Source organism: Actinokineospora spheciospongiae (assembly GCF_003182415.1).
In the GTDB taxonomy this organism is placed as follows: domain Bacteria; phylum Actinomycetota; class Actinomycetes; order Mycobacteriales; family Pseudonocardiaceae; genus Actinokineospora; species Actinokineospora spheciospongiae.
The window spans coordinates 22,364-48,052 of sequence record NZ_QHCP01000016.1 but is presented as its reverse complement, the minus strand read 5'-3'; the positions used below and the strand labels follow the sequence as shown (position 1 = coordinate 48,052).

At 72.5% G+C, this 25,689-nt stretch carries 21 protein-coding genes; 13 read left to right on the top strand and 8 right to left on the bottom strand.

All coding sequences use genetic code 11. The annotated features are described in order from the left end of the window. Positions 1–7: 7 nt before the first annotated feature. The 7 genes from DFQ13_RS29900 to DFQ13_RS29870 are packed head-to-tail and all read right to left on the bottom strand — an operon-like array spanning position 8 to position 11,301. The gene (locus tag DFQ13_RS29900; RefSeq protein WP_219994701.1) at positions 8–1,861 is read right to left on the bottom strand and encodes an HAD-IIIC family phosphatase; all 1,854 of its coding nucleotides are present in this window, start codon (positions 1,859–1,861) and stop codon (positions 8–10) included. Next, on the bottom strand, positions 1,858–2,877 hold the full coding sequence (locus DFQ13_RS29895) for a 3-oxoacyl-ACP synthase III family protein (RefSeq protein WP_110082196.1): 1,020 nt from the start codon (positions 2,875–2,877) through the stop codon (positions 1,858–1,860). The genes DFQ13_RS29900 and DFQ13_RS29895 overlap by 4 nt, the downstream gene beginning before the upstream one ends. After that, positions 2,874–5,915 carry a type I polyketide synthase gene (locus DFQ13_RS29890; RefSeq protein WP_110082195.1) on the bottom strand — a complete coding sequence of 1,014 codons (3,042 nt, stop codon included), beginning with the start codon at positions 5,913–5,915 and terminating at the stop codon, positions 2,874–2,876. The genes DFQ13_RS29895 and DFQ13_RS29890 overlap by 4 nt, the downstream gene beginning before the upstream one ends. After that, positions 5,915–6,190 carry an acyl carrier protein gene (locus DFQ13_RS29885; protein ID WP_110082194.1) on the bottom strand — a complete coding sequence of 92 codons (276 nt, stop codon included), beginning with the start codon at positions 6,188–6,190 and terminating at the stop codon, positions 5,915–5,917. The genes DFQ13_RS29890 and DFQ13_RS29885 overlap by 1 nt, the downstream gene beginning before the upstream one ends. Positions 6,191–6,203: 13 nt before the next feature. Then, entirely contained in the window at positions 6,204–7,835 is a 1,632-nt protein-coding gene (locus tag DFQ13_RS29880; protein WP_110082193.1) for an acyl-CoA dehydrogenase, read from the bottom strand. After that, positions 7,832–9,583 (bottom strand): acyl-CoA dehydrogenase, encoded by a 1,752-nt coding sequence (locus DFQ13_RS29875; protein WP_110082192.1) that lies wholly within the window; start codon positions 9,581–9,583, stop codon positions 7,832–7,834. Before DFQ13_RS29875 ends, DFQ13_RS29880 begins: the two co-directional genes overlap by 4 nt. Beyond that, positions 9,580–11,301, bottom strand: a complete 1,722-nt coding sequence (locus DFQ13_RS29870) for a fatty acyl-AMP ligase (protein ID WP_219994700.1) — start codon at positions 11,299–11,301, stop codon at positions 9,580–9,582. Before DFQ13_RS29870 ends, DFQ13_RS29875 begins: the two co-directional genes overlap by 4 nt. A gap of 215 nt (positions 11,302–11,516) precedes the next feature. Here DFQ13_RS29870 and DFQ13_RS29865 point away from each other — a divergent pair, with 215 nt between their 5' ends. The 13 genes from DFQ13_RS29865 (at position 11,517) to DFQ13_RS29805 (ending at position 24,144) form a co-directional block, all read left to right on the top strand. Beyond that, positions 11,517–12,626: an amidohydrolase family protein gene (locus tag DFQ13_RS29865; RefSeq protein WP_110082190.1), complete on the top strand. Its 1,110-nt coding sequence runs from the start codon at positions 11,517–11,519 to the stop codon at positions 12,624–12,626. Then, complete coding sequence (locus tag DFQ13_RS29860; protein ID WP_110082189.1) at positions 12,623–13,063, top strand: metal-sulfur cluster assembly factor; 441 nt, start codon at positions 12,623–12,625, stop codon at positions 13,061–13,063. Before DFQ13_RS29865 ends, DFQ13_RS29860 begins: the two co-directional genes overlap by 4 nt. Further along, positions 13,060–13,338, top strand: a complete 279-nt coding sequence (locus tag DFQ13_RS29855; protein ID WP_110082188.1) for a hypothetical protein — start codon at positions 13,060–13,062, stop codon at positions 13,336–13,338. The genes DFQ13_RS29860 and DFQ13_RS29855 overlap by 4 nt, the downstream gene beginning before the upstream one ends. Continuing rightward, positions 13,331–14,518 (top strand): acyl-CoA dehydrogenase family protein, encoded by a 1,188-nt coding sequence (locus DFQ13_RS29850; protein WP_110082187.1) that lies wholly within the window; start codon positions 13,331–13,333, stop codon positions 14,516–14,518. Before DFQ13_RS29855 ends, DFQ13_RS29850 begins: the two co-directional genes overlap by 8 nt. A gap of 1 nt (position 14,519) precedes the next feature. Continuing rightward, positions 14,520–15,755, top strand: a complete 1,236-nt coding sequence (locus DFQ13_RS29845; RefSeq protein WP_110082186.1) for an acyl-CoA dehydrogenase family protein — start codon at positions 14,520–14,522, stop codon at positions 15,753–15,755. Continuing rightward, positions 15,755–16,558 carry a bifunctional 2-polyprenyl-6-hydroxyphenol methylase/3-demethylubiquinol 3-O-methyltransferase UbiG gene (gene ubiG, locus DFQ13_RS29840; protein ID WP_052020368.1) on the top strand — a complete coding sequence of 268 codons (804 nt, stop codon included), beginning with the start codon at positions 15,755–15,757 and terminating at the stop codon, positions 16,556–16,558. The genes DFQ13_RS29845 and ubiG overlap by 1 nt, the downstream gene beginning before the upstream one ends. Positions 16,559–16,567: 9 nt before the next feature. Beyond that, on the top strand, positions 16,568–17,044 hold the full coding sequence (locus tag DFQ13_RS29835; protein WP_110082184.1) for an SRPBCC family protein: 477 nt from the start codon (positions 16,568–16,570) through the stop codon (positions 17,042–17,044). Next, positions 17,041–18,087, top strand: a complete 1,047-nt coding sequence (locus tag DFQ13_RS29830) for a type III polyketide synthase (RefSeq protein WP_110082183.1) — start codon at positions 17,041–17,043, stop codon at positions 18,085–18,087. Before DFQ13_RS29835 ends, DFQ13_RS29830 begins: the two co-directional genes overlap by 4 nt. A 40-nt stretch (positions 18,088–18,127) precedes the next feature. Beyond that, on the top strand, positions 18,128–19,012 hold the full coding sequence (locus DFQ13_RS29825) for a methyltransferase domain-containing protein (protein ID WP_110082182.1): 885 nt from the start codon (positions 18,128–18,130) through the stop codon (positions 19,010–19,012). After that, entirely contained in the window at positions 19,009–20,484 is a 1,476-nt protein-coding gene (locus DFQ13_RS29820) for an aminotransferase class III-fold pyridoxal phosphate-dependent enzyme (RefSeq protein ID WP_110082181.1), read from the top strand. Before DFQ13_RS29825 ends, DFQ13_RS29820 begins: the two co-directional genes overlap by 4 nt. A 122-nt stretch (positions 20,485–20,606) precedes the next feature. Beyond that, positions 20,607–22,358, top strand: a complete 1,752-nt coding sequence (locus DFQ13_RS29815; protein WP_181400211.1) for an AMP-binding protein — start codon at positions 20,607–20,609, stop codon at positions 22,356–22,358. Further along, positions 22,355–23,581 (top strand): FAD-dependent oxidoreductase, encoded by a 1,227-nt coding sequence (locus DFQ13_RS29810; RefSeq protein WP_110082180.1) that lies wholly within the window; start codon positions 22,355–22,357, stop codon positions 23,579–23,581. The genes DFQ13_RS29815 and DFQ13_RS29810 overlap by 4 nt, the downstream gene beginning before the upstream one ends. Continuing rightward, positions 23,578–24,144, top strand: coding sequence for an NADPH-dependent FMN reductase (locus DFQ13_RS29805; RefSeq protein WP_181400210.1), 567 nt, complete (start codon positions 23,578–23,580; stop codon positions 24,142–24,144). Before DFQ13_RS29810 ends, DFQ13_RS29805 begins: the two co-directional genes overlap by 4 nt. Before the next feature lie 104 nt (positions 24,145–24,248). Here the strand turns inward: DFQ13_RS29805 and DFQ13_RS29800 are convergent, their stop codons facing one another. After that, positions 24,249–25,466 (bottom strand): FAD-dependent monooxygenase, encoded by a 1,218-nt coding sequence (locus DFQ13_RS29800; RefSeq protein WP_110082178.1) that lies wholly within the window; start codon positions 25,464–25,466, stop codon positions 24,249–24,251. Positions 25,467–25,689: the final 223 nt, after the last annotated feature.

Here is a 25,689-nt window from a genome sequence, read left to right as displayed (position 1 = left end):
CAGCTCCTCAGACGGTCGTGAGTGTCTTCAGCTCGACGTGCTGCACCGGGGGCGGCAGCTCCGTCAGGTCGTGGGTGAACTCCCGCGAACCGCCACCAGGCTCCCCGACCGCGCTAAAGCCGCTCTTGGCGTAGAAGTCGGCCACCGCACCGTTCTTGGCGGTCGGCCGGTAGGCGGCGTGCAGCGCTGGTGCGCCTGCCGCCTTGGCCTGGGCCAGGAGGGTGCGCAGGACCGCGTCCTCGACGCCGCGGGCGAGCACCCGGCAGGACAGCAGGAAGTTGTCCACCCGCCGCGCGCCGTCGGCCTCGGTGCTGGTGAACACCGCGCCGACGATGCCGTGGTCGCCGAACTTGTCCGCGCAGCGCACCCCGTACACCGCGCGGTCCGGGTCGGACAGCGCGGCGGTGACCGCCGCCACGTCCAACCTGGTGGTGGTGAGGTTGAACTGGTTGGTGCGCTGGGTGATCTGCGCGATCCGCCCCACCTCGGCCTCACCGGGCACGAACAGCTCCACCGTGGTGCCGAGCTGGGCGAGGTAGTCGCCGAGGGAGTCGGCGCGCTCGCGGAACTCCATCCGCTTGCGCTCGGTGCGGTAGCGCTCGCCGCGCACCCGGTCCTCGTCGGTGACCCGCTGGGTGGTGAACCAGCCGTCGGCGAGCAGCCGGTGCAGGTGCAGGGCGGGCTCGTCGGCGTCCACGGCGATCACCGGGACCTGCGGCAGGTTCGCCGCGACCAGGCCGCGCTCGCTGGGGGAGTCGTCGATGAAGACCAGGCTGTCGATGCCCAGGTTGAGCTGTTCGGCGATCTGGCGCAGGTTGTCCGGCTTGGCGCCCCAGTTGGCGACGAGCGCCACCAGGTCGTCCTCGCGCAGGGTCAGGTCCGGGTTGTCGCGGAGGGCGATCCGGACCTTGTCCTCGTCGTTCTTGCTGCACACGGCCAGCAGCGGACCCTGGGAGGCGAGCTGCTTGGCGGCCTTCTGCACGGCGGTGAACGCCTCGCCCACCGGGCCCTCACCGGTGGTGATGCCCAGCGGGCCCTCCTCGACCAGGACGCCACCCCAGGTGGTGTTGTCCAGGTCGAGGACGAGCACCTTGCTGGTCTTGCCGCGCAGCGCCCTGGCGATGTGGCCGACCTCCCGGGCCAGCGCGGCCAGCACGCCGTCGGCGAACTGGACGCCGGTGTAGGCGGCCAGCCGGGGGTCGAGCAGCGGACCGGCGACGCCGACCAGCGGTTCCATGTCCACCACGAACACCCCGGTGTGCTCCACGGCCAGCCGCAGCAGCCGCGCCTCGAACTCGCGCCAGGCGATGCCCAGTTCGGCGCGCGAGCGCAGGTCGACGAGCTGCGCGGCCCAGTGCCGGGGCAGCGGCAGCGTGGTAAGCACCAGCGCGCCCGCGTGGTCGGCCCGGTGGGCGGTGACCAGGGCCTCGATGTGCTCGGCGTGCTCGGTGAGGGCGTCGCGCACGTCGGCGGCGGTCCACGGGGTGTCGAGGTGCTTGAAGACCTCGTCCGCGTCCAGCACGCACACGGTCAGGTCCGGCTCGACGTCGAACAGCGGCGATGCCGGGTCGCGCAGCTCCATGCCGTACTGCTTGTACCCGCCCAGCCGCACGTCCGGGACGAACCCGTGCCGGGCGAGCTGCGCGGTCAGCGGCGCTTCCAGCGGCTGCAAAGCCGAGGACCCGGCGACCGCCACGGTGAACCGGGTGCCGTCGACGTCAGCGGCGTCCACACGCGACAACAGCATCCCCGCCCGCCGCAGACCGGTCTCGTCGAGCCCGGCCAACAGCGACGGGACCTCGCCGTAGTTCTCCGCGAGCTTCCCGGCCCGGGACAGTTCCTTCACTCGGTCGACACTCACAACCCCTCCAGGGTGAAACCGCCCTTGAGCCACTTGCTGGACTCGATCGCCACAGCCGCCGCCCGCTGGCCCGCGCGGATCTGCGGGGCCAGCGCGTCCAGTTGCAGGAACGGCAGCGCGTTGCCGTTGTTGCCGGTGTCGGCGACCACGCTGACCTCGGTGGCGCTGTCGACCGCGAGGTCCTTGACAATGCGCTGGGTCATCCGCCCCGACAGCTGCGGCGGCAGCAGGAACGACAGTTCGCCCTTGTCCCACCCGCACCGGTCGAGCAGCTCGTACAGGACCTCCACGGCCATGCCCGGGACCCGCTCCTCGATCGCCTTGTAGTCCTCGGTGACCGCCTGCACGCCCGGGGTCGGGCCGGTCTCGCCCCACCAGTGGATGACCTGCGCCGGGTCGCGGCCCAGGCCGGTGAACCGGTTGAGCACGGTGTCCAGGCGCATGGTGGCGCCCTCGGCGTCGGCGGAGAGCACGACCGCGCCCGCGCCGTCGCCGAAGAGCACGTAGTTGATCAGCTCCGAGGGCGGTTGGCCGGTGGTGTCGCGGTCGAGCACCAGGTGCTTGGCGCACACGTCGCCGCCGATGACCAGGCCGGTGCGGTGCTCGTCGTCGAGCAGCTTGCGGCCGATGTCGAGCGCCTGGATGGCCCCCGCGCAGCCGGACTGGAGCTGGTAGGTGGCCACCTGGTCCACCCCGAGCCGGTCGGCGACGACGTTGACCGTGGCGGGCATCAGCGTGTCCGGGGTGGCGGTGGCCAGCACGACGAAGTCCAGGTCGGTCGGCTCCAGACCGGCCCGGCTCATCGCCTGCGCGCCCGCCGCCGCGGCCAGGTCGGCCAGGGTGTGGGTCTGCTCGGCGGTGCCCAGGTCGACGGCGAAGTGCCGGGTCCGGGTGCCCACGAACAGCTCCACCCACTGCGCGTTCACGCCGAACCGCTCGGCCAGGGCGGTGTTGTCGATCGGGTCGCCGGGCAGCGCCGACCCGGTCGACAGCACGAAGGTCTCGTCGGTGCTCATCGGTTCCTCTCCTGTTCGCCCAGTACCTCGCCCGCGAACGCCAGCAGGTCGCCGACGGTGGTCACGCGGGGGAGCAGTTCGGTCACCGGGATGGGTTCGGGCAGCCGCAGGACCTCGGTCAGCCGGTCGCTCAACTGCATCACCATGATCGAGTCGAAGCCCAGGTCCTCGTGCAGCTTCGCCTCCGGCGCCAGGTCGGCCGGGTCGTAGTCGCCGATCTCGGCCACCACCGCCAGCACGGCGCGGACCTCCGGCCGCACGTCGCCCGACAGCGCGGGAGCCTGCGCCGCGGGCTGCGATTGTCCGACCTCGGGCATCCCCGGCTGCTCCTTGGTGACGACCGAGGCGACGGTGCCGCGCACGGTGGCCGCGCTGGCCCAGAACCGCTCGGCGTCGGCGAAGACGTAGCCGGGCAGCCTGCGCGGGGTGCGCTGGCCCTCGGTGTAGAGCGCGGCCCAGCTCGGGTTCAGGCCGTCGGTGTAGAGGGCGGCCAGGGTCGCGGCGAACTCGGCGCCGGTGGCGGTGTCGCCGGGGACCGGGACCAACCGCTTGGCGCCGCCGGTCAGGCCCGCCCGCGCGGCCATGCCGACGAGCACCCCGCGCGGGCCGATCTCCACCAGGTGCGTCGGCGCGCGGTCGAGCAGCGCGGCCATCGCGGCGGTGAACCGGACCGGGGCGGTGACCTGCGCCGACCAGTACGCCGCGTCCAGCTCGGTGCCCTCGACGAACCGGCCGTGCACGGTGGAGGCGAACGCCACCGCCGACGCGCGCACCGGCAGCGGACCCGCCGCCTCGGCGAACCCGGTGGCGGCCGGGGCCATCAGCGGCGAGTGGAAGGCGTGCGAGACCACCAATTCGGTCGTCTTTACCCCTTCGGCGGCCAGCGCGGCGGCCACCCGGCGGGCGGGTTCGGCCGCCCCGGAGACCACGGTGCTGTCCGGGCCGTTGACCGCCGCGATCGACACCAGCGGCTCGTCGGCGAGCAGCGCGGACACCCGCCCCTCGCCCGCCTGCACCGCGATCATCGCGCCGTCGCGGGGCAGCGCCTGCATCAGCGCGCCCCGGGCCGCCACCAGCGCGGCGGCCTCGTCGAGGGTCAGCACCCCGGCCGCGCAGGCCGCAGCGAACTCGCCGACGCTGTGCCCCAGCACGGCGTCCGGGCGCAGGCCCAGGTCGCCGAGCGCGGTGGCCAACGCGTACTGGAGGGCGAACAGGGCGGGCTGGGTCAGCGCCGTCTCGCCCACGTCGAGCCCGTCGTGCCCGGCGCCGTGCAGGGCCACCTCGGTGATCGAGCAGCCCAGGTGCGGGCGCAGCGCCGCGTCCGCCTCGGCCAGCCGGGCGCGGAACGGCGGGCAGTGCTCGTGCAGAGCCCGGCCCATGCCCGCGTACTGCGAGCCCTGGCCGGTGAACAGGAACGCCACCCTGGGCTTGCCGGTGGGCCGCTTGCTGCGCTCGGCCACCGCGTCCGCGTCGCGCAGCAGCCTGCGCAGCTCCCCGCGCACCTGCTCGGGGGAAGTCACCGCGACGGCGATGCGCTGCCGCAGCGAGGACTTCACCAGGTTCGAGGTGTGGCAGAGCTGCCCCAACCGATCCGCGGGCGCACTGTCCACGGTCTCGGCGACGGCGGCGATGTTGCGCTGCAACCCGGCCACGGTGTTGGCCGACACGGTCAGCACCCCGACCCCGCCGGACTCCACCGGGCGGCGGACCGCTGGCGCGCTGGCCAGCACGACGTGGGCGTTGGTGCCGCCCAGGCCGAAGCTGGACACCGCGCCGCGCACGGTGCCGCGCGGCAGCCGGACCGGTCCGCGGGCCAGCCGGATGCCGTTCTCCGCCAGCTTGAGCTGCGGGCTCTCGCTGTCGGCGTGCAGCGTCGGCGGCAGGACCCGCTTGTCCAGCGCCAGGCACGCCTTGATCAGCCCGGCGATGCCCGCGGCGCCCTCGGCGTGACCGATGTTGCCCTTGACCGAGCCCAGCAGCAGCGGTTGCTTGCGCTCAGCCCCCGCGTGCACGGCGCCGAGCGCCTTGATCTCGATCATGTCGCCGAGGGTGGTGCCGGTGCCGTGGCCCTCGACGAAGGTCAGGTCCCCCGGGGTGATCCCGGCCTTGGCGTAGGCGGCGGTCAGCACGTGCTCCTGCGACCACCGGCTGGGCGCGGTGATGCCGTTGCTGCGCCCGTCCTGGTTGACCGCGCTGCCCTCGATCACCGCATAGATCGGCTGCTTGTCGGCGAGCGCGTCCGACAGCCGCCGCAGCACCACCACACCGACGCCCTCGCCGCGGCCGATGCCCACCGCGTCACCGCTGTAGGGCTTGCAGCGGCCGTCCGGGGCGGACAGCCCGGCCTGGGTGTAGAAGATCGACAGCGCCGGGGTGAGCAGCAGGTTCACCCCGGCGACGATCGCCGAGTCGCAGTCGCCCGCCCGGATCGCGGTGCACGCCAGGTGGGTGGCGACCAGCGAGGACGAACAGGCGGTGTCCACCGCCGTGCTCGGCCCCCGCAGGTCCAGGTGGTAGGAGATGCGGTTGGCCGCCATGCAGTAGCCGTTGCCGGAGCCGCGGTGCGCGGTCAGCCCGGCGTAGTCGGACATGTGCAGGGTGGCCCACTCGCTGGACATCATGCCCACGAACACCCCGGTGCTGCTCCCGGCCAGGGCGGTCGGGTCCGTCCCCGAGTCCTCGATCGCCCGCCACGACGCCTGCAACAGCATCCGCTGCTGCGGGTCCATCGCGGCGGCCTCGCGCGGGGAGATGCCGAAGAACTCGAAGTCGAAGGTGTCCGGGTCGGACATGAACCCGGCGAACCGGGTGTTCACCCGGCCCGCGCCGCCGCCCTCGTCGTGGAAGTCCGCGCTGTCCCACCGCTGCGCGGGCACCTCGGAGATTCCGTGCTCACCGCGGACCAGCACGTCCCAGAACGCGTCCTTGTCACCGGCGCCCGGGAAGCGGCAATCGATGCCGACCACGGCGATCGGGTCGGCGAGTGCATCGCCGACCGTGGCCGCCGCCGTCCGGGGAGCCTGCTGTCCGCCCGCCATCAGGCGATCTCGGTCCGGAGGAACTCGGCCATGGCGTTGACCGTCGGGTAGTCCCAGGCCAGCGTCGGCTCGACGACCAGGCCCAGGGTGTCCTCGATGTCGCCGCACAGGCTCAGCGCGTAGACCGAGTCCAGGCCGTACTCGGCCAGCGGCAGGTCCAGGTCGATGGTCGCGGCGTCGGTGTCGAGGTAGGACGCCACCCGGCCCGCGAGCCACTGCGCGATGTCGGCCGGGACGGTGGTGCTGGTGCTCGTGGTGGTGTCGGTGCTGGTCATGTCCGGGGTGTCCTTACTGGGCGAGCATGCGGTGGACGGGGTCTCGGTCGAGGCAGAAGCCGGAACCGGTGGTGGCGCGGTCGAGGAGGTCGGCGAACAGCGCCCCCTCGGCGGCCGGGTGGGTGGCGGGCAGCGCGGCGGACGGGGTCAGCCGCTCGGCGAGCCTGCTGAGCGCCAGTTCCGCCCAGCCGTCCGGCACCGCGTTGTGCCGGGCGTAACCGGTGACCGACGCGGCGGCGAGCAGGGCCGCGTACCGGTCGGTCAGATCCAGGGCCGCCGGGCTCGCCGCGACACCGGTGTCGCGGGCGGGCAGCGCGGCCACGTCGGCGGTGAGCTTCGCCAGCGCGGCGGCGATCCCGGGGTGGGTGCCGTGCGCGGCCAGCTCCGCCAGCAGCGAGTCGCCGGAGGGGGCGAACAGCCGCAGCCTGGTCAGGTCCAGCTCGGGCAGCGCCGCCCCGGCGGTGAACACGGCCGCCGGGGCCGGGTCACCCAGGGCGCGCAGCAGCCGGGAGAGCTGCGGCAGCAGGATGAGCTGGCAGGAGATCCCGCCCGCGTGCCCGATGCCCAGCGGCGGCAGGTCGCGCATGTGCTTGCCGAACCCGGCGTAGTCGCCCTCGCGCAGGTAGAACCGGGCGCCGAGGACGACCGACAGCGCGTTCATCGCCTCTTCGAGCAGGGTCGGGACCAGCAGCTTCGTCGCCGCCGCGTAGGCGCTCGCGGTGGCGGGCAGCACGTGCAGCGCCCGGGTCGCGGTGGTCACCAGCGCGTCGGCGGTCAGCAGGTCGGCGTAGGCACCGGCCAGGGTGGCGCGGGCGTGCGGCAGCTCGGCCACGGTCTGCCCGTAGAGCCTGCGCTCCAGGGCGAAGCGCAGCACGCCGAACAACCCGGCGTCGAGGATGCCCAGGCCCGTGCCCGCCATGACGCACCGGCTCACCTGGAACGAGCGCAGCGCGATGTCGCCGCCCTGGCCCAGGTCGCCGACCAGCGCGCTGTCGGGCACCGCGCAGCCGGTGAACTCGAACCCGGACAGCCCGACCCCGCGCAGGCCCAGCGTGCGGTAGCGGGGGAGGCGGCGGAAGGTCTCGCCGTCGAGCTGGCGCAGGTCGACCAGGAGCAGCGAGTGGTCCCGGCCGCCGCCCTTGCCGCCGGTCCTGGCGAACAGCACGGCCGCGTCGGCGCGGGCGGCGTTGTTGATGACCTCCTTGCGCCCGTCGAGGACCAGGCCGTCCTCGGTGCGGGTCGCGGCGAACTCGTTGTTCGTCAGGTCGTTGCCGCGGTCCAGCTCGTGGTAGCCCACGGACGCCTTCCCGCCGCCGAGCAGCAGGTCGGCCAGCCACTTGCGCTGCACGTCCGAACCGCCGAGCCACACGTTGAGCCCGGCCATGAGCGAGGTCACGCCGTAGCCCAGGCCCAGGCTCGCGTCCCGGCGGAACACCGGGCGCAGCCTGCGGACCAGCTCGTCCACCTCGACCAGCCGACCGCCCAGGGCCTCCGGCACGAACTCGGCGTTGAGCCCGAACTCGTCCAGCACCGCCTCCGCGCCCTCGGCGACCGCCGACCGCTCGTCGGCGTCCAGGATCGCCCGGTGGCCGAAGGGGTTGTCCGCGTCGTAGGGGTCGCCGAAGCGCTCTTCGAGCCGGGTCATCGGGTCGCCTCCGCCAGTCGGTGGTCGAACAGGGACGTCAGCCGACCGGACCCGACCTGAGCGGTGAGCACGTCGTAGGCGGTGTCGTAGTGCGCCTGCGGGGCGGGGGTGGGCGTGCCGACCGAGGCCAACAACCGGTCGAGGGCCAGGGTCGGCCACACGCCGTCGCGCCACAGCGGGGTGCTCGGGCCGGTCTCGGCCAGCGCGTCGACCCGGGTGCGCAGCCAGAGCTGGAGCAGCGCCGCCCCGCCCAGGCACGCGGCGAGCCGCTGCGCGACCACGAACGACGTCGTCGGCACGTTCACCGGCACGGCGGGCAGCTCGCGCATCGCCGCGTACACGCCGTCCAACGCGGTCCGGAGCGCGCGGGCGGCGGTGGTCAGCGGGGCCAGCGCGTTGTCGTCGGCGGCCAGTGCCTCGACCTCGGCGACAGCGGCGGGCAGGGCCAGCAGGAAGCTGGAACCCTTGCGCGGAAGCAGGGACAGCCTCTTGTGCTGCATGGGCGCCAGCGGCTCGCCCACCGTCGCGGCGGCGCGGATGCCGTCGGTGTCCGGCGCGGTGGCGTTGTCGGCGGTGCGCAGCAGGATCGGGAACAGGTTCACCAGGCCGTTGAGGTTGACCAGGGTGTTGCCGTCGAACAGCGACACGATCCGGTGGTCGCGCTCGACCTTGCCGAACGCCCCGTCCTCCAGCACGTCGCGCAGCAGCGACCGGGCGCCCACCAGCTTGCGCAGGGAGGCGATCATGCCCTCGGTGCGGGTCGGCACCAGGTACTTGACCACCGCCGCGACCACCGACATCTCGCCGGTCAGCGCCTGGATCGAGCGCGACCCGACCACCGACACCGCCTCGGCCAGCAGGTGGTCGGCGAACGCGGTCGCCAGCCGGTGCCGGGCGGCGGGCAGCTCGGACAGGCCGCGGCCGTAGAGCCTGCGCCCGGCGGCGAACCGGGTCGCGATGCCCAGGGCGTGGTCACCCGCGCCCAGCGACAGCGCGCAGCACAGCGTCCTGGTCAGTTGAAGTCCTTTAAGGACACTTTCCAGGCCGATGCCCTCCCGGCCGATCAGGTCGTCGGCGCCGATGGTGGCCCCGGAGAAGGAGATGCCGCTGATGTCCGCACCGCGGATGCCGTGCGTGCGCTGCTTGGGCACCGGGGAGTGCGAGGCCGGGTCCAGCTTCGCCTTCTCCACCATGAACACGCTGAACCCGCGCGGGCCGCCCGCTTCGTCGGTGCGGGCCAGCACGCAGACCGCCCCGCCCCGGGTGGCGTTGTTGATCAGCCACTTCTCCCCGTCGAGCCGGTAGCCGGACCCGGTGCGGGTGGCGGTGACCCCGCCCGCGAGCAGGTCGCTGCCGTGCGCCTGCTCGGTCAACGCCCAGCTTATCGGCAGACCGGAGCGCACCAGCGCGCCCACCTTCTCCGCCTGCTCCCGGCTCGCCCCCACCCACGCGCTGACCGCGCCCAGGTAGGTCTTGCCGTGCGCCACGGCCACGGTCACGTCGCGCCGGGAGACCATCCGCATGGTCTGCACGGCGTCCTGGTAGTCGACCAGGCCGCCGCCGAACTCCGCCGGCACGTACAGCCGGGCCAGGTCGAACCCGTCGAGCACCGCGCAGACGTCGGTCGGGAACCCGTCGGCGTCGTCGAGGTCGGCGCAGGCGGCGGTGGAGAACACCGACGCCGGGTCGCCGGGGTCGCCAAGCACCCCCTCCAGGCGCTCGGCCTCGGCGAACGCGCCGTACCTCATCGCCCCGCCCCGGTCAGCAGCGACTCCAGCGACCCGGCCAGGTACTTCTCCCGCATCGAGCCGCGACGGACCTTGCCGCTGGTGGTGCGGGCCACGCCGCCGCGGGGGAGCAGGACCAGCTCGTGCAGGTGCACGTCGTACTCGGCGCGCAGCTCCGCGCGGATCGCCTTCTCCAGGTCGGCCAGCTCGGTGTCGCCCAGCGCGGAGGTCTTGATCTCGTGCACCAAGACCAGCTTCTCCGGCTTGCCGTCGACGACGAACGACGCGCCGACACCGGTCTGGAGCGCGGCGTGCACTTGGCGGGCGGTGTGCTCCAGGTCGTGCGGGTAGAGGTTGCGGCCGTTGACGATCAGCATGTCCTTGAGCCGACCGGTGACGTACAGCTCGCCGTCGAGCAGCGCGCCGATGTCGCCGGTGCGCAGATAGCCCGCGGTGGCGCCGTCGGCGGTGATCGCGGCGGCGTTGAAGGTCTCCTCGGTCTTCTCCGGCTGCTTCCAGTAGCCCGCCGCGATGCTGCCGCCGCGCACCCAGATCTCCCCGGTGCGGCCGTCGGCGAGGACCTGGTGGGTCTCCGGGTCGACGATCCGGACCTCCAGGGTGCCCGCGGAACCGCTGCTGACCAGGGTGCGCGCGTCGGTGGCGGTGGAGGCGACGATGCCGCCCTGTTCCAGCGCCTTCGGGTCGGCGTCGGTGTAGACCCGGCCGTCGCGGCTGCCGGTGACGAACAGCGTGGTCTCGGCCAAGCCGTAGCAGGGGAACACCGCCCCGTCGCGCAGCCCGGCGGCGGCGAACTTCTCGGTGAACGCGTCCAGGGTGTGCGCCTGGATCGGCTCGGAACCGTTGAGGATCGACTCCACGCAGGACAGGTCCAGGGTGGCCAACTGCTCGTCGGTGACCCGGCGCACGGCCAGTTCGAAGGCGAAGTTCGGCGCCACGCTGATCGGCGCGCGGTACTCGCTCAGCGCCCACAGCCACAGGTACGGGCGCTTGAGGAAGGTCAGCGGCGACATGAAGATCGACGTCGAACCCATGTACAGCGGGTGCAGGAGCTGCCCGATCAGGCCCATGTCGTGGAACTGCGGCAGCCAACTGCACACCGGGGTCTCCGACGTGCTGCGCACCGCCTGGTGGATCTCCTCCTCGTTGTGCAGGAGGTTCGCGTGGGTGACCATGACGCCCTTGGGGTCACTGGTCGAACCCGAGGTGTACTGCAGGAACGCCACCGAGTCGCCGGTGAGCGGCACCGGGCGCCAGTCGTCCTCCAGGCCCTCGGGCAGCGCGTCGACGGCGGTGTGCACGACCTGCTCGGCCAGCCCGGAGTGCTGCACCCAGGCGTCGATCGCCTCGGCGACGGCCTGCTCGCTGAGCACCGCGCGCACGTCAGCGTCGCGGGCGATGCCCGCCAGCCGGGCCACGCCGCGGCCGTTGCTGTCGGGCATCGGCGCGGGGACGGCGACCACACCCGCGTACAGGCAGCCCAGGAACCCGACCATGAACTCACGACCGGGCAGGAACAGCAGCATCGCCCGGTCGCCCGGCTCGGTGCGCTCGGCCAGCCAGGCGGCCACCCGGCGGGCCCGGCGGTCGAGTTCGGGGTAGTCGAAGGAGCGCTCGGTGACGCCGGAACCGGAGTCCGCGAGAAAGATCAGCGCCTGCTTTTCGCCTTGTTCGGAAACCCGGTCACGAAAATGGCCGACAAAATCGCTACGGTTGCTCACGATAGCCCTCTCACGCCGTGTGGCTCGGTGTTGGCACCACTGTCCACGGCCGCCCTAAAGATCACGCTTGGCCAGTCCTTAAGTGGGGCTATCACCCCGCCTTGGCCCCGCTGAACAGCTCTTTTGCCGAAGCCGGCTGAGGTCTAGCGTTCCTCGGCGACAGGCCGGGCAGCGAGGGCGGACCGGCGGGACGACGCGGGGCGGGAGCAGCCGACGTGATCGACGACATATTCGTCATTGATGCCACGGTCCATCCGTACAACCTTTCCGACGCGAACCTGATGCGCGGTGAGGACGGGCAGCCGACGATTCCGGCGTACTTCCTCCGGGAAATGCTGTGGGCGCTGCACTGGCGCTGGGCCGAGCCCGCGGCGAAGCTGCCGCGCGAGGTGTTCGTGACCGACTGGCAGGCCGAGACGCTGGCCTGGACCATGTTCGGCGAGTCGCACACCGACCTGGCGGTCAACCACCGGCTGCGCATCGACTCGGTCTTCAACGACGGCCTGTGCTCGCACGAGAAGAACCTGGAGCTGGCCCAGCGCTGGCCGCAGCGGTTCATCAACTACGCCGGGGTCAACCCGACCGTGCCGGTGGCCGAGGCCATCGCCGACCTGCGCAGGCAGGTCGAGGAGATCCCCGGCACGATCGGCGTGAAGGTCTACCCGAACGCCGGGTCGCCGGACAACACCTGGCAGATGGACTCCCCAGAGTGGGAGCCGTTCTTCGCGCTGCTGCCGGAGCTGGGCATCAAGGTCGTCGCCCTGCACAAGGTCGTCGCCAACGGGATGGTGCCGCTCAAGCCGTTCGGCATCGACGACCTGGAGGTCGTCGCGGTCCGCCACCCGGAGCTGATGTTCGAGATCGTGCACGCGGGCTTGCCGCCGTTCGTCGAGGAGGTCTCGATGGCGCTGATGCGGCTGCCGAACGTCTTCGCCAACCTGGAGATCACCTCCGCGCTGTTGCAGTCCGGCATGGGCTACATCGAGGACGCGGTGGCGCAGTTCATCGCGCTGGGCAGCCCGTGGAAGGTCATCTACTCCACCGGCGCCATGCACTTCCACCCGGAGCCGATCGTGCGGGCGTTCGCGAACCTGACGTTCTCCGACCGGGTGCTGGAGCGCTACGGCATCGAGCAGATCACCAAGGCGGACAAGAAGCTCATCATGGGCGAGAACTACGCCCGCATGATCGGCCTGGACATCGAGAAGGCCAAGGCCGCGATCGCGGGCGACGAGTTCGCCACCGCCGTCGAGGACAACGGCGTCGGCGAGCCCTGGTCGTTCTGGCGCAAGAACGACCCGGTGTGGGACGGGGTGCAGGGATGACCGCCCAACTCAGCGGCACCGGGCTGGAGAACACCGCCCTCGCCGACACGCCGAAGGAAGCCGCCGTCCGCCGCGCGCTCCTCGACGTCTACGACCCGTGCAGCAACTCCTGGGCGCGGCCCATGTCCGTGGTGGACCTCGGCCTGGTCCGCTCGGTCGCGGTCGACCGCACCGGGCACGCCGCCATCGTCATCGCCCCCACCACGCTGCTGTGCATGGCCATCTCGGTGATCATCCAGGCCATCCAGCTCAAGGTCGCCGACGTCCCCGGCATCACCAAGGTGGACGTGTCGGTGGACGTGACCGCCGACTGGTCCGAGGACCTGATGACCGAGAAGGGCCGCCGCATCCTCGGCGAGCACCGCTCCGCCGACCGCACCCGTCCGCCGGTGGTGCTCATGCCCGGGTTCGGCGCCCCCCAGGGCGGTGCGTCGTGATCCCCACCGCGACCGCCGTGCCCGCCGCCGTGGTCGACCTGCTGGTGGCCGTGCGCCCGTCGCTGGCCGGGGTCGCGCTGACCGGTGCCGAGTCGCTGACCGGGGACCTCGGGTTCGACTCGCTGGACCTGGTGTCGCTGGCCAACGAGGTGCGCGCGCGGAACCCCCGGGTCGACCTGCGGGCCTGGATCGCCGACACCATGGAATCCGAAGTGGACAGCGTGGCGAGCCTGGCCGCCGCCCTGTCCGCCGCTGAGGAGAACGACAATGGCTGACAAGACACCCCCGGGCAAGGACTACGTCGCGCTGGCCCGCGACCTGGCGCCCGGGTTCGCCGCCCGCGCCGCCGCGCACGACGAGCACGGCAGCTTCCCGCACGAGAACCTGGCCGACCTGGTGCGCACCGGCTACACCGCGATGACCGTGCCCACCGCGTTCGGTGGCGGCGGCGCGTCGCTGTGGGAGCTGGTGCAGGCGCAGTCGACCCTGGCCGAGGCGTGCGCCTCCACCGCGTTCGCGGTCAACATGCACGTCCACGGCCTGGCGATGATCGCCAACCTGGAGGGCGAGACCGCCGAGCGCGCCTGCCGCGCGGTCGCCACCGAAGGTGCTGTGATCGCGGGCGGGTTCTCCGAGCCCGGGGTCGGCGGCAACTGGTGGCACCCGACCACCGAGGCCAGGCCGGTCGAGGGCGGGTACGTCCTCAACGGGCACAAGGGCTTCTTCACCGGCTTCCCCGGCGCCACGCACCTGTTCCTCTCCGCCGCCGTCACCGACGACCGCGGCCTGCCGCAGCCGGTGGCGTTCCTGGTGCCCAAGCCCGACCGGGGCGTGCGGGTCACCTCCGAGTGGAACGCCGCCGGGATGCGCGCCACCGGCAGCCACTCGCTGGCACTGGAGGAGCTGTTCGTCGCCGAGGAGCACCTGATCGGCGCCACCGGCGCGCTGCCGCTGCTGTTCATGACCGGGGTCCACTGGGCCTGGTGCAGCTTCGCGTCGGTGTTCGTCGGCATCGCCCGCGGCGCGCTCAAGCACGTCGTCGACACCCAGCGCAAGCGCACGCTGAAGGTGATCGGCAAGCCCAACGCGCACCTGCCGGGCATCCAGTTCCGGGTCGCGGAGATGAAGACCAGGCTGGAGGCCGCGGAGGCGCACCTGTGGGCCGCGGTGCACGCCGACCACGACTCGCCCGCCACCCAGGCCGACCCGCTCGACCACTACATCGAGATGTCCCTGGCCAAGATGAGCATCACCCGGCTCTGCCAGGAGGTCGTCACGATCGCCATGCAGACCCAGGGCGGTTCCGCCCTGCTGACCAACGACCCCCTGCAACGCGCCTACCGCGACGTGGTCACCGGGCTGCTGGTGCCCCCGGTCGCCGACGTCACCCTGGAGTGGGCAGGCAAGCAAGCGTTGGGTGTCCCCGTGTTCGCCGAGCCCAGGTGGGGTGGCTGAGATGACCGCGACGATGGAACGGCCGGAGCAGGCGGAAGCCACTCCCGAGCCGATGACCGCTGAGGCGCGCGCGGCGCACTGGGCGAAGCTGACCGCCTCGGCGGTGGAGCTGGCCGCGGTGTTCGAGCAGCGCAGCCTGGAGGACTACGACAAGGGAACGTTCGTCCAGCGCAACATCGACGACCTGGTGGCCGCGGGCATCACCGCGGTCAACGTGCCCGCCGACCTGGGCGGTTTCGACGCCACGCTGGCCGAGAACGTCGAGCTGCTGCGCCTGATCGCCAAGGGCTGCGGGTCGACCGCGTTCACCTTCGCCATCCACACCATCATCACCGGCTCGCTGCGCGGCGAGACCAGCCCCGAGGTCAAGGCGCGGGTGTTCGACGCGGTCAAGACCGGCGCCTTCGTCATCGGCCCGTTCACCGACGAGTCCTCCGGGTCCAACTGGACCGTCCCGTCCACGGTGGCCAAGCGGGTCGACGACGGGTTCGTGCTCCAGGGCGTCAAGCACTTCGCCACCGGCTACCCGGGTGCCACGCACCTGCTCATCACCGCCGGGCTCACCGACGAGCACCTGCGACCGCCGTTCAACCTGGCCGCGTTCCTGGTCGAGGCGGGCGCCCCCGGCCTGGGCGTGCACCGCGAGTGGGACGGCATGGCCATGCCGATGACCGGTTCGCACTCGCTGGCCATCGACTCCCTGCACGTCGACGGCGACGACATGCTCTTCCCCGAGGGCCTGACACCGCTGTTCGTCATGTCCCGGCAGCAGTGGGGCCACTACTGCTTCGCCGCGGTCTTCCTCGGCCTGGCCGAGCGCGCCTACGAGATCGCCATCGAGCGCACCAAGGGGCGGTCGAACACCGCCGTTTCGTCGCTGGCGACGCTGCCCGGCATCCAGTTCAACATCGGCCGGATGCGCGCCTCGATCGCCACCATGAAGGCGCTGCTCACCCGCCACGCCACCGAGCACGTCGAACCGGGCGAGGACCTGATCGCCTTCGTCGCCGAGACCTGCGTGCCGAAGTACTTCGTCGTCAACGAGGCCGAGCACGTGGTCGCCACCGCGTTCGAGGTCGTCGGCGGCTCCGGCATCTCCGGCGGCACCCGGATCGGGCAGATCTGGCGCGACGTCAAGGCCGGTCCGCTGGTGCCGTTCACCAACGACGTGGCCCGCGAGTTCATCGGCAAGCACGAACTCGGCCTCAACCCCATCGAGACCCCGAGGTGGCTGTGATGGTCCGGCGCGACCAGGTGGCGATCGACCCGGACAGCGCTCCGATCGCCACCGAGTACTACTCCGAGATCGGGCAGGGCTGGTGGGACCCCAAGGGCCCGCTGCGCGCCCTGCACGACATGAACCCCACCCGGGTCGCCTACTTCGACAGCGCGATCCGCTCCCGGTTCGCCGACCAGCCGCCCGCGGCCACGAAGGTCCTCGACATCGGCTGCGGCGGCGGGATCGTCAGCGAGGCCATGGCCGCGCTCGGCTACGACGTCACCGGGCTCGACATGTCCGAGGGGGCGATCGAGGCGGCCAGGGCGCACGCGGCGGCGGGCGGGATCGCGGTCGACTACCGGGTCGGCTCGGCCTACCGGCTGCCCATGGCCGACGGCGTGGTGGACGTGGTGGTCATCTCCGACGTGCTGGAGCACCTGCACGACCTGCCCACCGCCGTCGCCGAGATCAGCCGGGTGCTGCGCCCGGGCGGGTTGATGCTGTTCGACACCATCAACCGCACCCTCGGCAGCTACCTCACCGCGATCCTCATGGCCGAGCGCGTCCTGCGCATCGTCCACCCGGGCACGCACGACTGGAGGATGTTCATCCGCCCCGGCGAGCTGCGCGCCGCCCTGGCCGAGCGCGACATCACCCTGGCCGAGATCAAGGGCATGGCCCCGGCCCGCCCGCCGCACCGGCTGATCGCCTCGATCCTGCGCGGTCGCGGCCTCGGCGAGTACGAGCTGAACAACTCCGTGCGCGTCAGCTACATCGGGCACGCCGTCAAGCAGCCCGCGCGCCCCAGCGCGGTCCGATAGGAGAACGACATGGTCTGGATTCGTTCGGGCACCACCAAGAGCGTCCGCGTCCGCGCGGGGCTCGCCGAGGTGCGGCAACTGCTGCTCGACGTGGAGCGGGCGGGCCTGCTCATGCCCGGCGTCAACTCGCTGACCCACGTCTCCGGCGCGGTGTACCACTACGCGCTGGACCCGATCACCAACGGCGCCGTGCACCTGGTGCCCGACTACGAGGCCACCTTCGACACCACCGACCCCGGGCACATCACCTGGGAGCCGCACGGCGAGCACAACTTCCGCTCCTGGGGCGCCTTCACCACCCGGGAATCCGGTGTGGACGGTGAGGTGATCCTGGAGATCAGCACCCGTTCCGAGGCGTCGGTGCAGGTCGCGCCGGTCATGGTGACGCTCATCGAGCCGTTCGCGCAGTTGCAGACCGACGAGATCACCACCGGGTTCCTCGACCGGCTGCGCGGCGAGCTGGAACCGGCGGCGGTGTCGCCGTGAGGCCCGCGAAGATCCTCGCGCTCGAACCCGTCACCGTCGGCACGGTCGTCCCGCAGGCCGACGTGTTCGACGCCTTCTACGCCGACCTCTACGCCGAGGTGCCCACCGCGCGGGAGCTGTTCCTCAACACCCAGGTCAAGACCCGGCACATGGCCTGGGACCCGCGTGAGGTGTACGCGAACGGGTTCCCCGGCATGGCCGAGCGGATGGCGGTGTGGGAGCGCAACGTCCTGGACCTGGGCAGGCGCTCGGCGGGCAAGGTCCTCGCCGGGGTGGACCGGGACCGGGTCGGCAGCTACACGATGGCCAGTTGCACCGGGTACGCCGGTCCGACCCCGGAGATGCTGCTGGCCAAGGAACTGGGCCTGCGCGACGACCTGCGCCGCACCTTCGTCGGGCACATGGGCTGCTACGCGGCGTTCAACACCCTCAAGGTCGCGCTCGACTCGCTGGCCGCCCGGCCGGACGACTTGGCGCTGCTGACCTGCGCGGAGATCTGCTCGGTGCACCTGCGACCGGAGGTCACCCGCGAGCAGGTCGTGGTGAGCGGGCTGTTCGGCGACGCTGGGGCGAGCATGGTGCTGGCCGCCGCCGAGCCGGACGAGGACGGCCCGGTCGTCCTGGCCACGCACACCGAGACGCACTACGAGACCTCGCACGCGATGACCTGGACGGTGCGGGACGACGCGTTCCGGATGACGCTGTCGCCGTACGTGCCGCTGTTCCTGTCCGAGGCGGTGCGGCCGTTCACCGAGCGGCTGCTGGCCAAGGCCGGGCTCACCCCGGACGAGGTCGAGCACTGGGCGGTGCACCCCGGCGGCCCGAAGATCATCGACTTCGTCGGCGAACGCCTTTCCCTGACGCCGGAACAGCTCCAGCCGTCACTGGACGTGCTGGCCGACTACGGCAACTGCTCGTCGCCCACGGTTCTGCTGATCCTGCACCGGATTCTGACCGAGTCGCGCCCCGCCCCGGGCTCGTACGCGGTCCTGATGGCCTTCGGACCCGGCCTGACGATGGAGTCGGCGCTCGTCCGCTTCTGATTTCCCGCAACGGACTCCCTGGAACAAAAAGGACAATACCATGACCAGTGCGCTGGTGCCCCGGTGGAGCGACCCGGAATTGCGGTCGGCCATCGAGAACCACTACGACGGCCTCGTCGACCTCTACGAGAAGGTCTGGGGCGAGCACATCCACCACGGCTACTGGGCCGAGGACTCGCCCGCCGACCGGCACGCCGCCCAGGTCCGGCTGATCGAGAAGCTGATCGAGTTCGGCGAGGTCCCCACCGGGGCCCGCATCCTGGACGCGGGCTGCGGCGTCGGCGCGTCCTCGGTGTACCTCGCGGCCAACCACGGCGCCACGGTCGAGGGCATCACCCTGGCCGCCGAGCAGGTGCGCCGCGGCGGGGAGAAGAAGACCGAGGCCGGGGTCGCCGACCGGGTCAACTTCCAGATCATGGACGCGCTGCGCACCGACTTCCCGGACGACTCCTTCGACGTCGTGTGGGCGCTGGAGAGCTGCGAGCTGATGCCGGACAAGGAGAGGTTCCTGTCCGAGTGCCACCGCGTGCTCAAGCCCGGCGGCACGCTCGTCGTGGCCACCTGGTGCGCCCGCGACAACGACCTCGACGACTCCGAGCACCGCCTGCTCGGCCGCATCTACCGCGACTTCGTCATCTCGCACGTGCTGCCGCTGCCGGACTACCACGCCATGGCCGAGCGGCTGGGCTTCGAGGACGTGCGCAGCGACGACTGGTCCGAGCGCGTCACCGACACCTGGAAGATGTCCTCGGACCTGGTCAAGCCGGTCATCAAGGACCCAACCGTCGTCTGGAAGCTGGTGCGCGCCAAGGGCGTGGACATCTTCCGCTTCCTCAACTCCGTGCCCCTCATGCGCCAGGCCTACGACCGCGGCGTCATGCACTACGGGGTGTTCACCGGGACCAAGGCCGGAGGCCACCAGTGACCGCGACCCTCGACGCCGACGCCACGCAGCGCCTCGTCTCCGACCTGCTCACCCAGCCGTGGGTGATCGACCTGTTCACCGACGTGGCCACCAGGCAGGCCGGGTCGATGGCCCAGGTGGAGAAGCTGCGCCCGCTCGGCGCCACCAACCACGCCTTCTGGCCCTTCCACGCCCCGCAGTTCCCGCTGTCCATCGCGCGGGCCAAGGGCAGCCGGATCACCGACGTCGACGGCAACACCTACCTCGACTGCCACCTGGGCTTCGGCGCGCAGGCCCTGCACGGGCACAACCCGGAGCCGGTCGTGGCCGCCGTGCGCGACCTGCTGGGCACCTCCACCGGCAACGGCTACCTGCACCCGGTCGAGTCCGAGCTGATCGGCGTCCTGCAGGGGTTCCTGCCGCACTGCGAGAAGTTCGCCTTCCTCAACTCCGGCACCGACGCCACCGCCGCCGCGATCCGGCTGGCCCGCGCGCACACCGGCAAGCGGATGGTCGCCAAGTTCGAGGGCTCGCTGCACGGCGTGCACGACCTGGCCGCGCACAACACCGCGTTCTGGTACCACGGGCACCCGGTGCAGCCGTTCCCCGAGGTCGGCCCGAACGGCGTCACCCCGACGCCCGCGCTCAAGGGCGTCCCGGTCGCCGACAACGGCGAACTGCTGGTGCTGCCCAACGACGCCAAGCAGGCGATCGAGCTGATCGAGCGCCACCGCGACCAGTTGGCCTGCGTGCTCGGCGAGGCCGTGTCCTCCTCGTTCCCGTTCCCCGAGCACACCGTGCCGATCATCAAGGCCACCGCGGCGGCCTCCCGCGACCTGGGCATCCCGTTCATCCTCGACGAGGTCCTGACCGGGTTCCGCTACGGCCCCGGCGGCGCGGCGGCGCACTTCGACATCCCGGCCGACCTGCACACCTACGGCAAGGTCGTCAGCGCCCTGGGCATCCCGCTGTCGGTCGTGGCGGGCAAGGCGGCGCTGATCGAGCACACCCAGACCAGTGGGATGCCGCTGACCGACCTGGGCCGCAAGACCTCCGTGCAGACCACGCACGCGGGCAACCACCTCGCCCTCGCCGCCTCGCTGGCCACCCTCACCCTGCTCAGGGACCAGGGGGACGCGTACTACACCCGCACCCGCGCCAAGGTCGACAGGCTGCGCTCCGGGCTGGCCGCCTTCCGCGCCGAGACCGGCATCCCGCTGCGGCTGCTGGGCTTCGGCGACTTCATCGGCTCCTTCGGCTTCACCGCAGAGGAGTCCTACGCCGACTACCGCGACTTCGCCTCGGCCATCAACCCGATCGCGCTGTTCCTGATGACGCTGCTGCTGCGCCGCCGCGGCGTGTACGCGCTGAGCCTGCCGATGCTGTTCACCGGCGACGCGCACAGCGAAGCCGACCTCGACGAACTGTTCGCCGCGGTCACCGACTCCGCCCGCGAGATGGCCGCGAACGACTTCCCCTTCATCCTCGGCTGAGTTGTCTTCCTCCCGCCACCCGCCCCCTCGTCCCCGCCCGGCACCGTCCCCGACCTGGCACCCGGGCAGCCGGACCGGCGTTGAGCACGTTTTCTGAACCCCGCCACCCCTGGGAGTCCGCCTTGACCTCCACCCTGATCCCCCCGCCCGCGCTCGACCGCCCGGTGCTCACCGCCCCCGAGGTGCACCCGGACCGGATCGGCCTGCCCGTGGCCGGTGCCGCCCCGGCCGAGCCCGTCCCGGCGGACTCCCTGGGGGCCGCGCTCGCCTGGCGGGCCAAGTGGCGCCCGCTGTCGGTGGCCCACCACGTCGTCGACGGCAGGCAGGGCGAGACCCGGCTCACCTCCCGCGACCTGTACCGGCTCGCCGGTGCCGCCGCGGTGCGGCTGCGCCGGGCCGGGGTGGGCACCGGCGACGCCGTCGCGCTGTGCCTGGACACCTCGGTCGACCTGCTCGCCGCCCTGTACGGGGCGAGCCTGGTCGGCGCGGTGCCGTTCCTGGTGGAGCCCCCGCTCACCCGGGCCCGGCACGAGGGCTGGCTGAGCCGGACCGCCGCGATGGTCGCCGCCGCCACCCCCGCGGCGGTCGTCTGCGGGCCCGCCCTGGCCGCAACCGCGGCCCGGCTCGGCCCGCCGGTCCTGGTGGCGCCGTTCGGCACCGCCGACATCCCGGCCCCCACCCCGGTCCGCCCGGAGGCGCCCGCGCTGATCCAGTTCAGCTCGGGCACCACCGGCACCCCCAAGGCCGTGGTCCTGTCGCACCGGTCGGTGCTGGAGGCGTCCCGGGCCATCGCCCTGGCCGCGCCGTTCCTGGCCGGGGACATGCTCGGCGGCTGGCTGCCGCTGCACCACGACATGGGCCTGATCGGCACCGTCGTGTCCCCGTTCCTGCACAACCTGGCCAGCGCGATCATGCCGCCGCTGTCGTTCGTGATGCGCCCGGAGCGGTGGCTGACCCTGCTGCACCGGTTCCGCGTCACCATCTCACCCGCCCCGAACTTCGCCTACCGGCTCGCCGCCGAGGCCGTCGCGGGCCTGACCGCGGTCGGCCTGGACCTGAGCGCCTGGCGGGTCGCGTTCAACGGCGCCGAACTGGTCGACCACGCCACGCTGCGGCAGTGGCAGGCCGCGCTCGGCCCGCACGGCTTCGCCGCCACCTCGATGCGCCCCTGCTACGGCATGGCCGAACTGGGCCTGGCCGCCACGTTCGCCCCGGCGGGCACGCTGCCCAGGGTCCGCACGGTGAGCCGGTCCGCGCTCACCACCGAGGGCGCCCTGCTGCCGCCGCTGACCCCGGGGGACGCGCACGACCTGGTGTCCTGCGGGGTCGAGGTGCCCGGCCTGGCGGTCCGGGTGGTCGACGCCGACGGCCGCGAGGTCGGCGACTCGGTGATCGGCCGCGTCGAGGTCCGCGGCACCGCCATGATGACCGGCTACCTGGGGGAGCCGCCGCTGGCCCCCGGTTCCTGGCTCGACACCGGCGACCTGGGCTTCCGCGACTCGGGGGAGCTGGTGTTGACCGGCCGGGCCAAGGACCTGGTGATCGTCGCCGGGCGCAACCACCACCCGTACCCGATCGAGCAGGCCGCCTGCGAGCCGCCGCGCGTGCGACCCGGCGCCGCCGCCGCGGTCGGCGTGCCGGACCCGGTGCTGGGCACCGAGCGGCTGGTCGTGGTGGTCGAGTCGGTGGCCTTCCGCGAACCGGCCGAGACCGCCGCCCTGGCCTTCGAGGTGGAGCGGGTGGTGTCCGAGCGCACCGCCCTGCGCCCCGACCGGGTCCTGGTGGTCCGCCCGGGGACGCTGCCGCGCACCTCCAGCGGCAAGATGCGCCGCGGGCTGGTCGCGTCGATGGTGGCCTCCGGTGAGCTGGCGTGAGCACCACCGATGTGGTCGTGGTCGGCGGGGGACTGGCCGGGCTGACGGCCGCGGCCGTGCTCAGCCGCCGCGGCCACCGGGTCGTGCTGGTGGAGGCCGGTGGGGAACTGGGCGGTCGCGCCCGGACGACCTCGGTGGCGGGCTTCTCGCTGAACCTCGGGCCACGGGCGCTCTACAAGGGATACACGTACCGGATGCTGCGCTCACTCGGCATCCGGCTGCGCGCGGGAACCCCGGCGGTGGGGGACGGGCGCGCGCTGCGCGCCGGGGAGCTGACCCCGGGGTACGCAAGCGCTTTCGGCCTGCTGCGCAGCCCCCTGTTCTCGCTGCGGGAACGGGCCGCGCTCGGTGCCTTCCTCGGTCTCACCCGCACCGCCCCCGCCGGGCTGACCGCCGAGGAGTGGCTGGCCGACGCGCTGCCCACCGAGCGCACCCGTGAGGCGGCGTTCGGGCTGCTGCGGGTGAGCTGCTACACCGGCTCCCCGGCGATGATCGACGCCCGCTCGGTCGCCGCGCAGCTCGCCCTGGTCCGCAAGGGGGTGCTGTACGTCGACGGCGGCTGGTCGTCCATCGTGGACGCCCTGCGCCGGGCGGCGCCCACCGCGACCCTGCGCACCGGCACCGCCGCCCGCGAGGTCGAACCCGGCCGCGTCACCCTCGCCGACGGCACCACCCTCGACGCCCCCGCCGTGCTGCTGGCGGGCCTGCCGCCCGCCAAGGCCGCGTCGCTGCTCGACGTCGAGTTGACCACCGCGCCGGTCCGCACCGCCTGCCTCGACGTCGCCCTGTCCCACCTGCCCTCGGCCACCCCGGGTTTCGTCTACGGCCTCGACGAACCCCTCTACTACGCCGTCCACTCCCACGCCGCCCGCCTCGGCCCCGGCGCCGTCGTGCACCTGGCCCGCTTCGACGACGGGACAGCGCCGAAGGACACCCGTGCCCGCCTGGAATCCCTTTTGGAGCAGTGCCAGCCGGGCTGGCGCGACCACGTCGTGCACCAGCGGTTCCTCCCCGCCATCACCACCACCCACGGCCCCGGCGCCGCCGACACCCTCGCCGCCGCCCTGGCCGACCGCCCCGGCGTCCACGCCTCCGGCGACTGGACCGGCTCGACGGCCCTGCTCGCCGACGGCGCCGTCGAGTCCACCCTGCGCGCCTGCGACCGGATCTCCGCCCGGCTCGCCCACCCCCGCCCCGTCCCAGTCCCCGGAGGTTCGCGGTGACCACCCCCACGATCGCCCTCGTCGGCGGTTCCACCCGCCCGGAATCGGTCAGCGAGCGCGCCCTGCACGTCGTCGCCGGCCAACTCGCGGCCCGGGGCTGCGCGGTGGAGCTGCTGACCGCCCGCGACCTGCTCCTGCCGCTGTACGACCCGGTGTCGCTGCACCGCACCCCCCAGGCCCGGAACCTGGTCTCCGCCCTGGCCTCCTGCGACGGCCTGGTCCTGTCCACCCCCACCTACCACGGCGGCATGTCCGGGTTGATGAAGAACGCCCTGGACTACGCCGAGGACCTCGCCTCCGCCACACCGTCCTACCTCGATGGTCGGGCGGTCGGCTGCATCGCCACCGGCTGGAGCGACCACGGCGCCGCCACGGCGGTGGCCGACCTGCGCAACAGCGCCCAGTCGCTGCGCGCCTGGACCACCCCGATGGGCGTTCCGATCAACGCCCTGTCCCGCCCGGACGTGTTCACCGACCCGAGGCTGCTGCGCCGCCTGGACATCCTCACCGACCAGGTCGTGACGATGGCCCGCGCCCGCCTCGCCACCGCCCTGCCCGCCTGAGACCGAGAAGGCCCGACCGGTGCTCCGGTCGGGCCTTCCCGTACAGCGCCGTTCCAACGCAGAGGGCCCGCTCCCGGGGGAGCGGGCCCTCTCGTCGTCGGTGCCTACGCCGCCTTCTCGCGCTTCTGGAGGCGGAAGTACGCGTCGGCCAGCACGCGCTGCTTGAGGAACGCGCTGCGGTTCATCGCCCGGTACAGCGAGCTGCGCAGGAACACGCCCGCCCTGCTGCCGAAGGTGAACATGCGCTCCTGGCGCAGTTGCAACCCGCGCGACCGCTTGACCTCCGGCTCGCGGATGCGCTGGAACTCCACCGCGGCGGCGGCCAGCGCGGTGCGGTGGTCGGCCTCCTTCAGCGCGGCGGTGAGCATGGGGGCCAGGGTCACCGCGTCGATCAGGGCGTGGTTGACGCCCTGGCCGAGGACGGGGGACAGGGTGTGCGCGGCGTCGCCGATGACCAGCAGGCCGTCGCGGGACCAGCGGGGGACCACGGACGTGAAGATGTCGAGCATGGAGGTGTCGGAGTAGCCGGTCACCTTCTCCCGCACCAGGGTCGACAGCTCGGGGGCCAGCTCGTCGATCTTCTCGTGCAGGGCGCCGATGCCCTGCTTGCGCAGCTCCCTGAGGCCGCCCTTGGGGATGTTGAAGCCGACCCGGACCATGTCGGGGTAGGTGGGGATGAACAGGCCGTGCCGGTCGCCCTTGATCCGCACCCGGTAGGTCTCGGTGTCCCACTCCGGCGGCAGCGGCAGCTTGAGCCACACCACGTCGCGGTCGAGCGGGACGCGCTCGTGGGCCAGGCCGGACATCTCCAGGACCTTGGAGTAGCGGCCGTCGGCGCCGATGACGATCTTCGCGGCCAGCTCGCGCTCCCCGCCGGGGTCCTTGATCCGCACCCCGGTCACCGCGCCGTCGGCCTCCAGCAGGCCCACGACGGTGGACTTGCGCAGCATGGAGAAGTTGTCGAAACCGCTGGCGACGTTGTCCATCACCCCGAGCAGGGTCGGCTGCGGCAGCTCCAGCGGGAAGCGGTGCTCGTACTCGAAGTCGGCGAAGGCGGTGTCCAGCACCGTCCGGCCGTCCTCGGTGATCTCCATCCGGGTGGTGGTCAGCGCGCCCTCGGCCTTGATCTTGTCCAGCACCCCGAGCCGGTCGAGGACCAGCACCGCGTCCGGCGAGACCGACTCGCCGCGGAAGGAGCGGTTGAAGTGCCCGCTCTGCTCCACCACGGCGACCTCGACCCCCTGCCGCGCGAGTTCGAGCCCGAGGGCCAGGCCCGCTGGCCCGCCCCCGACGACGCAGACATCGACTGCCGTTGGACTCATGGGTTCCGTCTCCTCGCTCGCGTGATCTCCTGCGCCCAGGGTCGACGGACCTGCTACGCCCCCCGTGGGAGCGGCGCTGAAGCGGTTCTTAAGCCCCGGTCGCGGGAGCTGAGGATTCACTGAGACCGGCGAAGTTGGGTCTAGCGGCCATAGCCGAACGGCTATTAGCCTTAGCCCATTGGATCGGGGGCCTAGCCAGGTTCCGCGCACCGGTCCGAGTCAA

Bases quoted from the DNA above. Each gene is read 5' to 3' on its own strand.
- DFQ13_RS29825 (WP_110082182.1), top strand. From the start codon at position 18,128: ATGACCAGTGCGCTGGTGCCCCGGTGGAGCGACCCGGAATTGCGGTCG.
- DFQ13_RS29850 (WP_110082187.1), top strand. From the start codon at position 13,331: ATGGCTGACAAGACACCCCCGGGCAAGGACTACGTCGCGCTGGCCCGC.
- DFQ13_RS29800 (WP_110082178.1), bottom strand. From the start codon at position 25,466: ATGAGTCCAACGGCAGTCGATGTCTGCGTCGTCGGGGGCGGGCCAGCG.
- DFQ13_RS29880 (WP_110082193.1), bottom strand. From the start codon at position 7,835: ATGACCCGGCTCGAAGAGCGCTTCGGCGACCCCTACGACGCGGACAAC.
- ubiG (WP_052020368.1), top strand. From the start codon at position 15,755: ATGGTCCGGCGCGACCAGGTGGCGATCGACCCGGACAGCGCTCCGATC.
- DFQ13_RS29845 (WP_110082186.1), top strand. From the start codon at position 14,520: ATGACCGCGACGATGGAACGGCCGGAGCAGGCGGAAGCCACTCCCGAG.
- DFQ13_RS29895 (WP_110082196.1), bottom strand. From the start codon at position 2,877: ATGAGCACCGACGAGACCTTCGTGCTGTCGACCGGGTCGGCGCTGCCC.
- DFQ13_RS29835 (WP_110082184.1), top strand. From the start codon at position 16,568: ATGGTCTGGATTCGTTCGGGCACCACCAAGAGCGTCCGCGTCCGCGCG.
- DFQ13_RS29890 (WP_110082195.1), bottom strand. From the start codon at position 5,915: ATGGCGGGCGGACAGCAGGCTCCCCGGACGGCGGCGGCCACGGTCGGC.
- DFQ13_RS29860 (WP_110082189.1), top strand. From the start codon at position 12,623: ATGACCGCCCAACTCAGCGGCACCGGGCTGGAGAACACCGCCCTCGCC.
- DFQ13_RS29875 (WP_110082192.1), bottom strand. From the start codon at position 9,583: ATGAGGTACGGCGCGTTCGCCGAGGCCGAGCGCCTGGAGGGGGTGCTT.
- DFQ13_RS29885 (WP_110082194.1), bottom strand. From the start codon at position 6,190: ATGACCAGCACCGACACCACCACGAGCACCAGCACCACCGTCCCGGCC.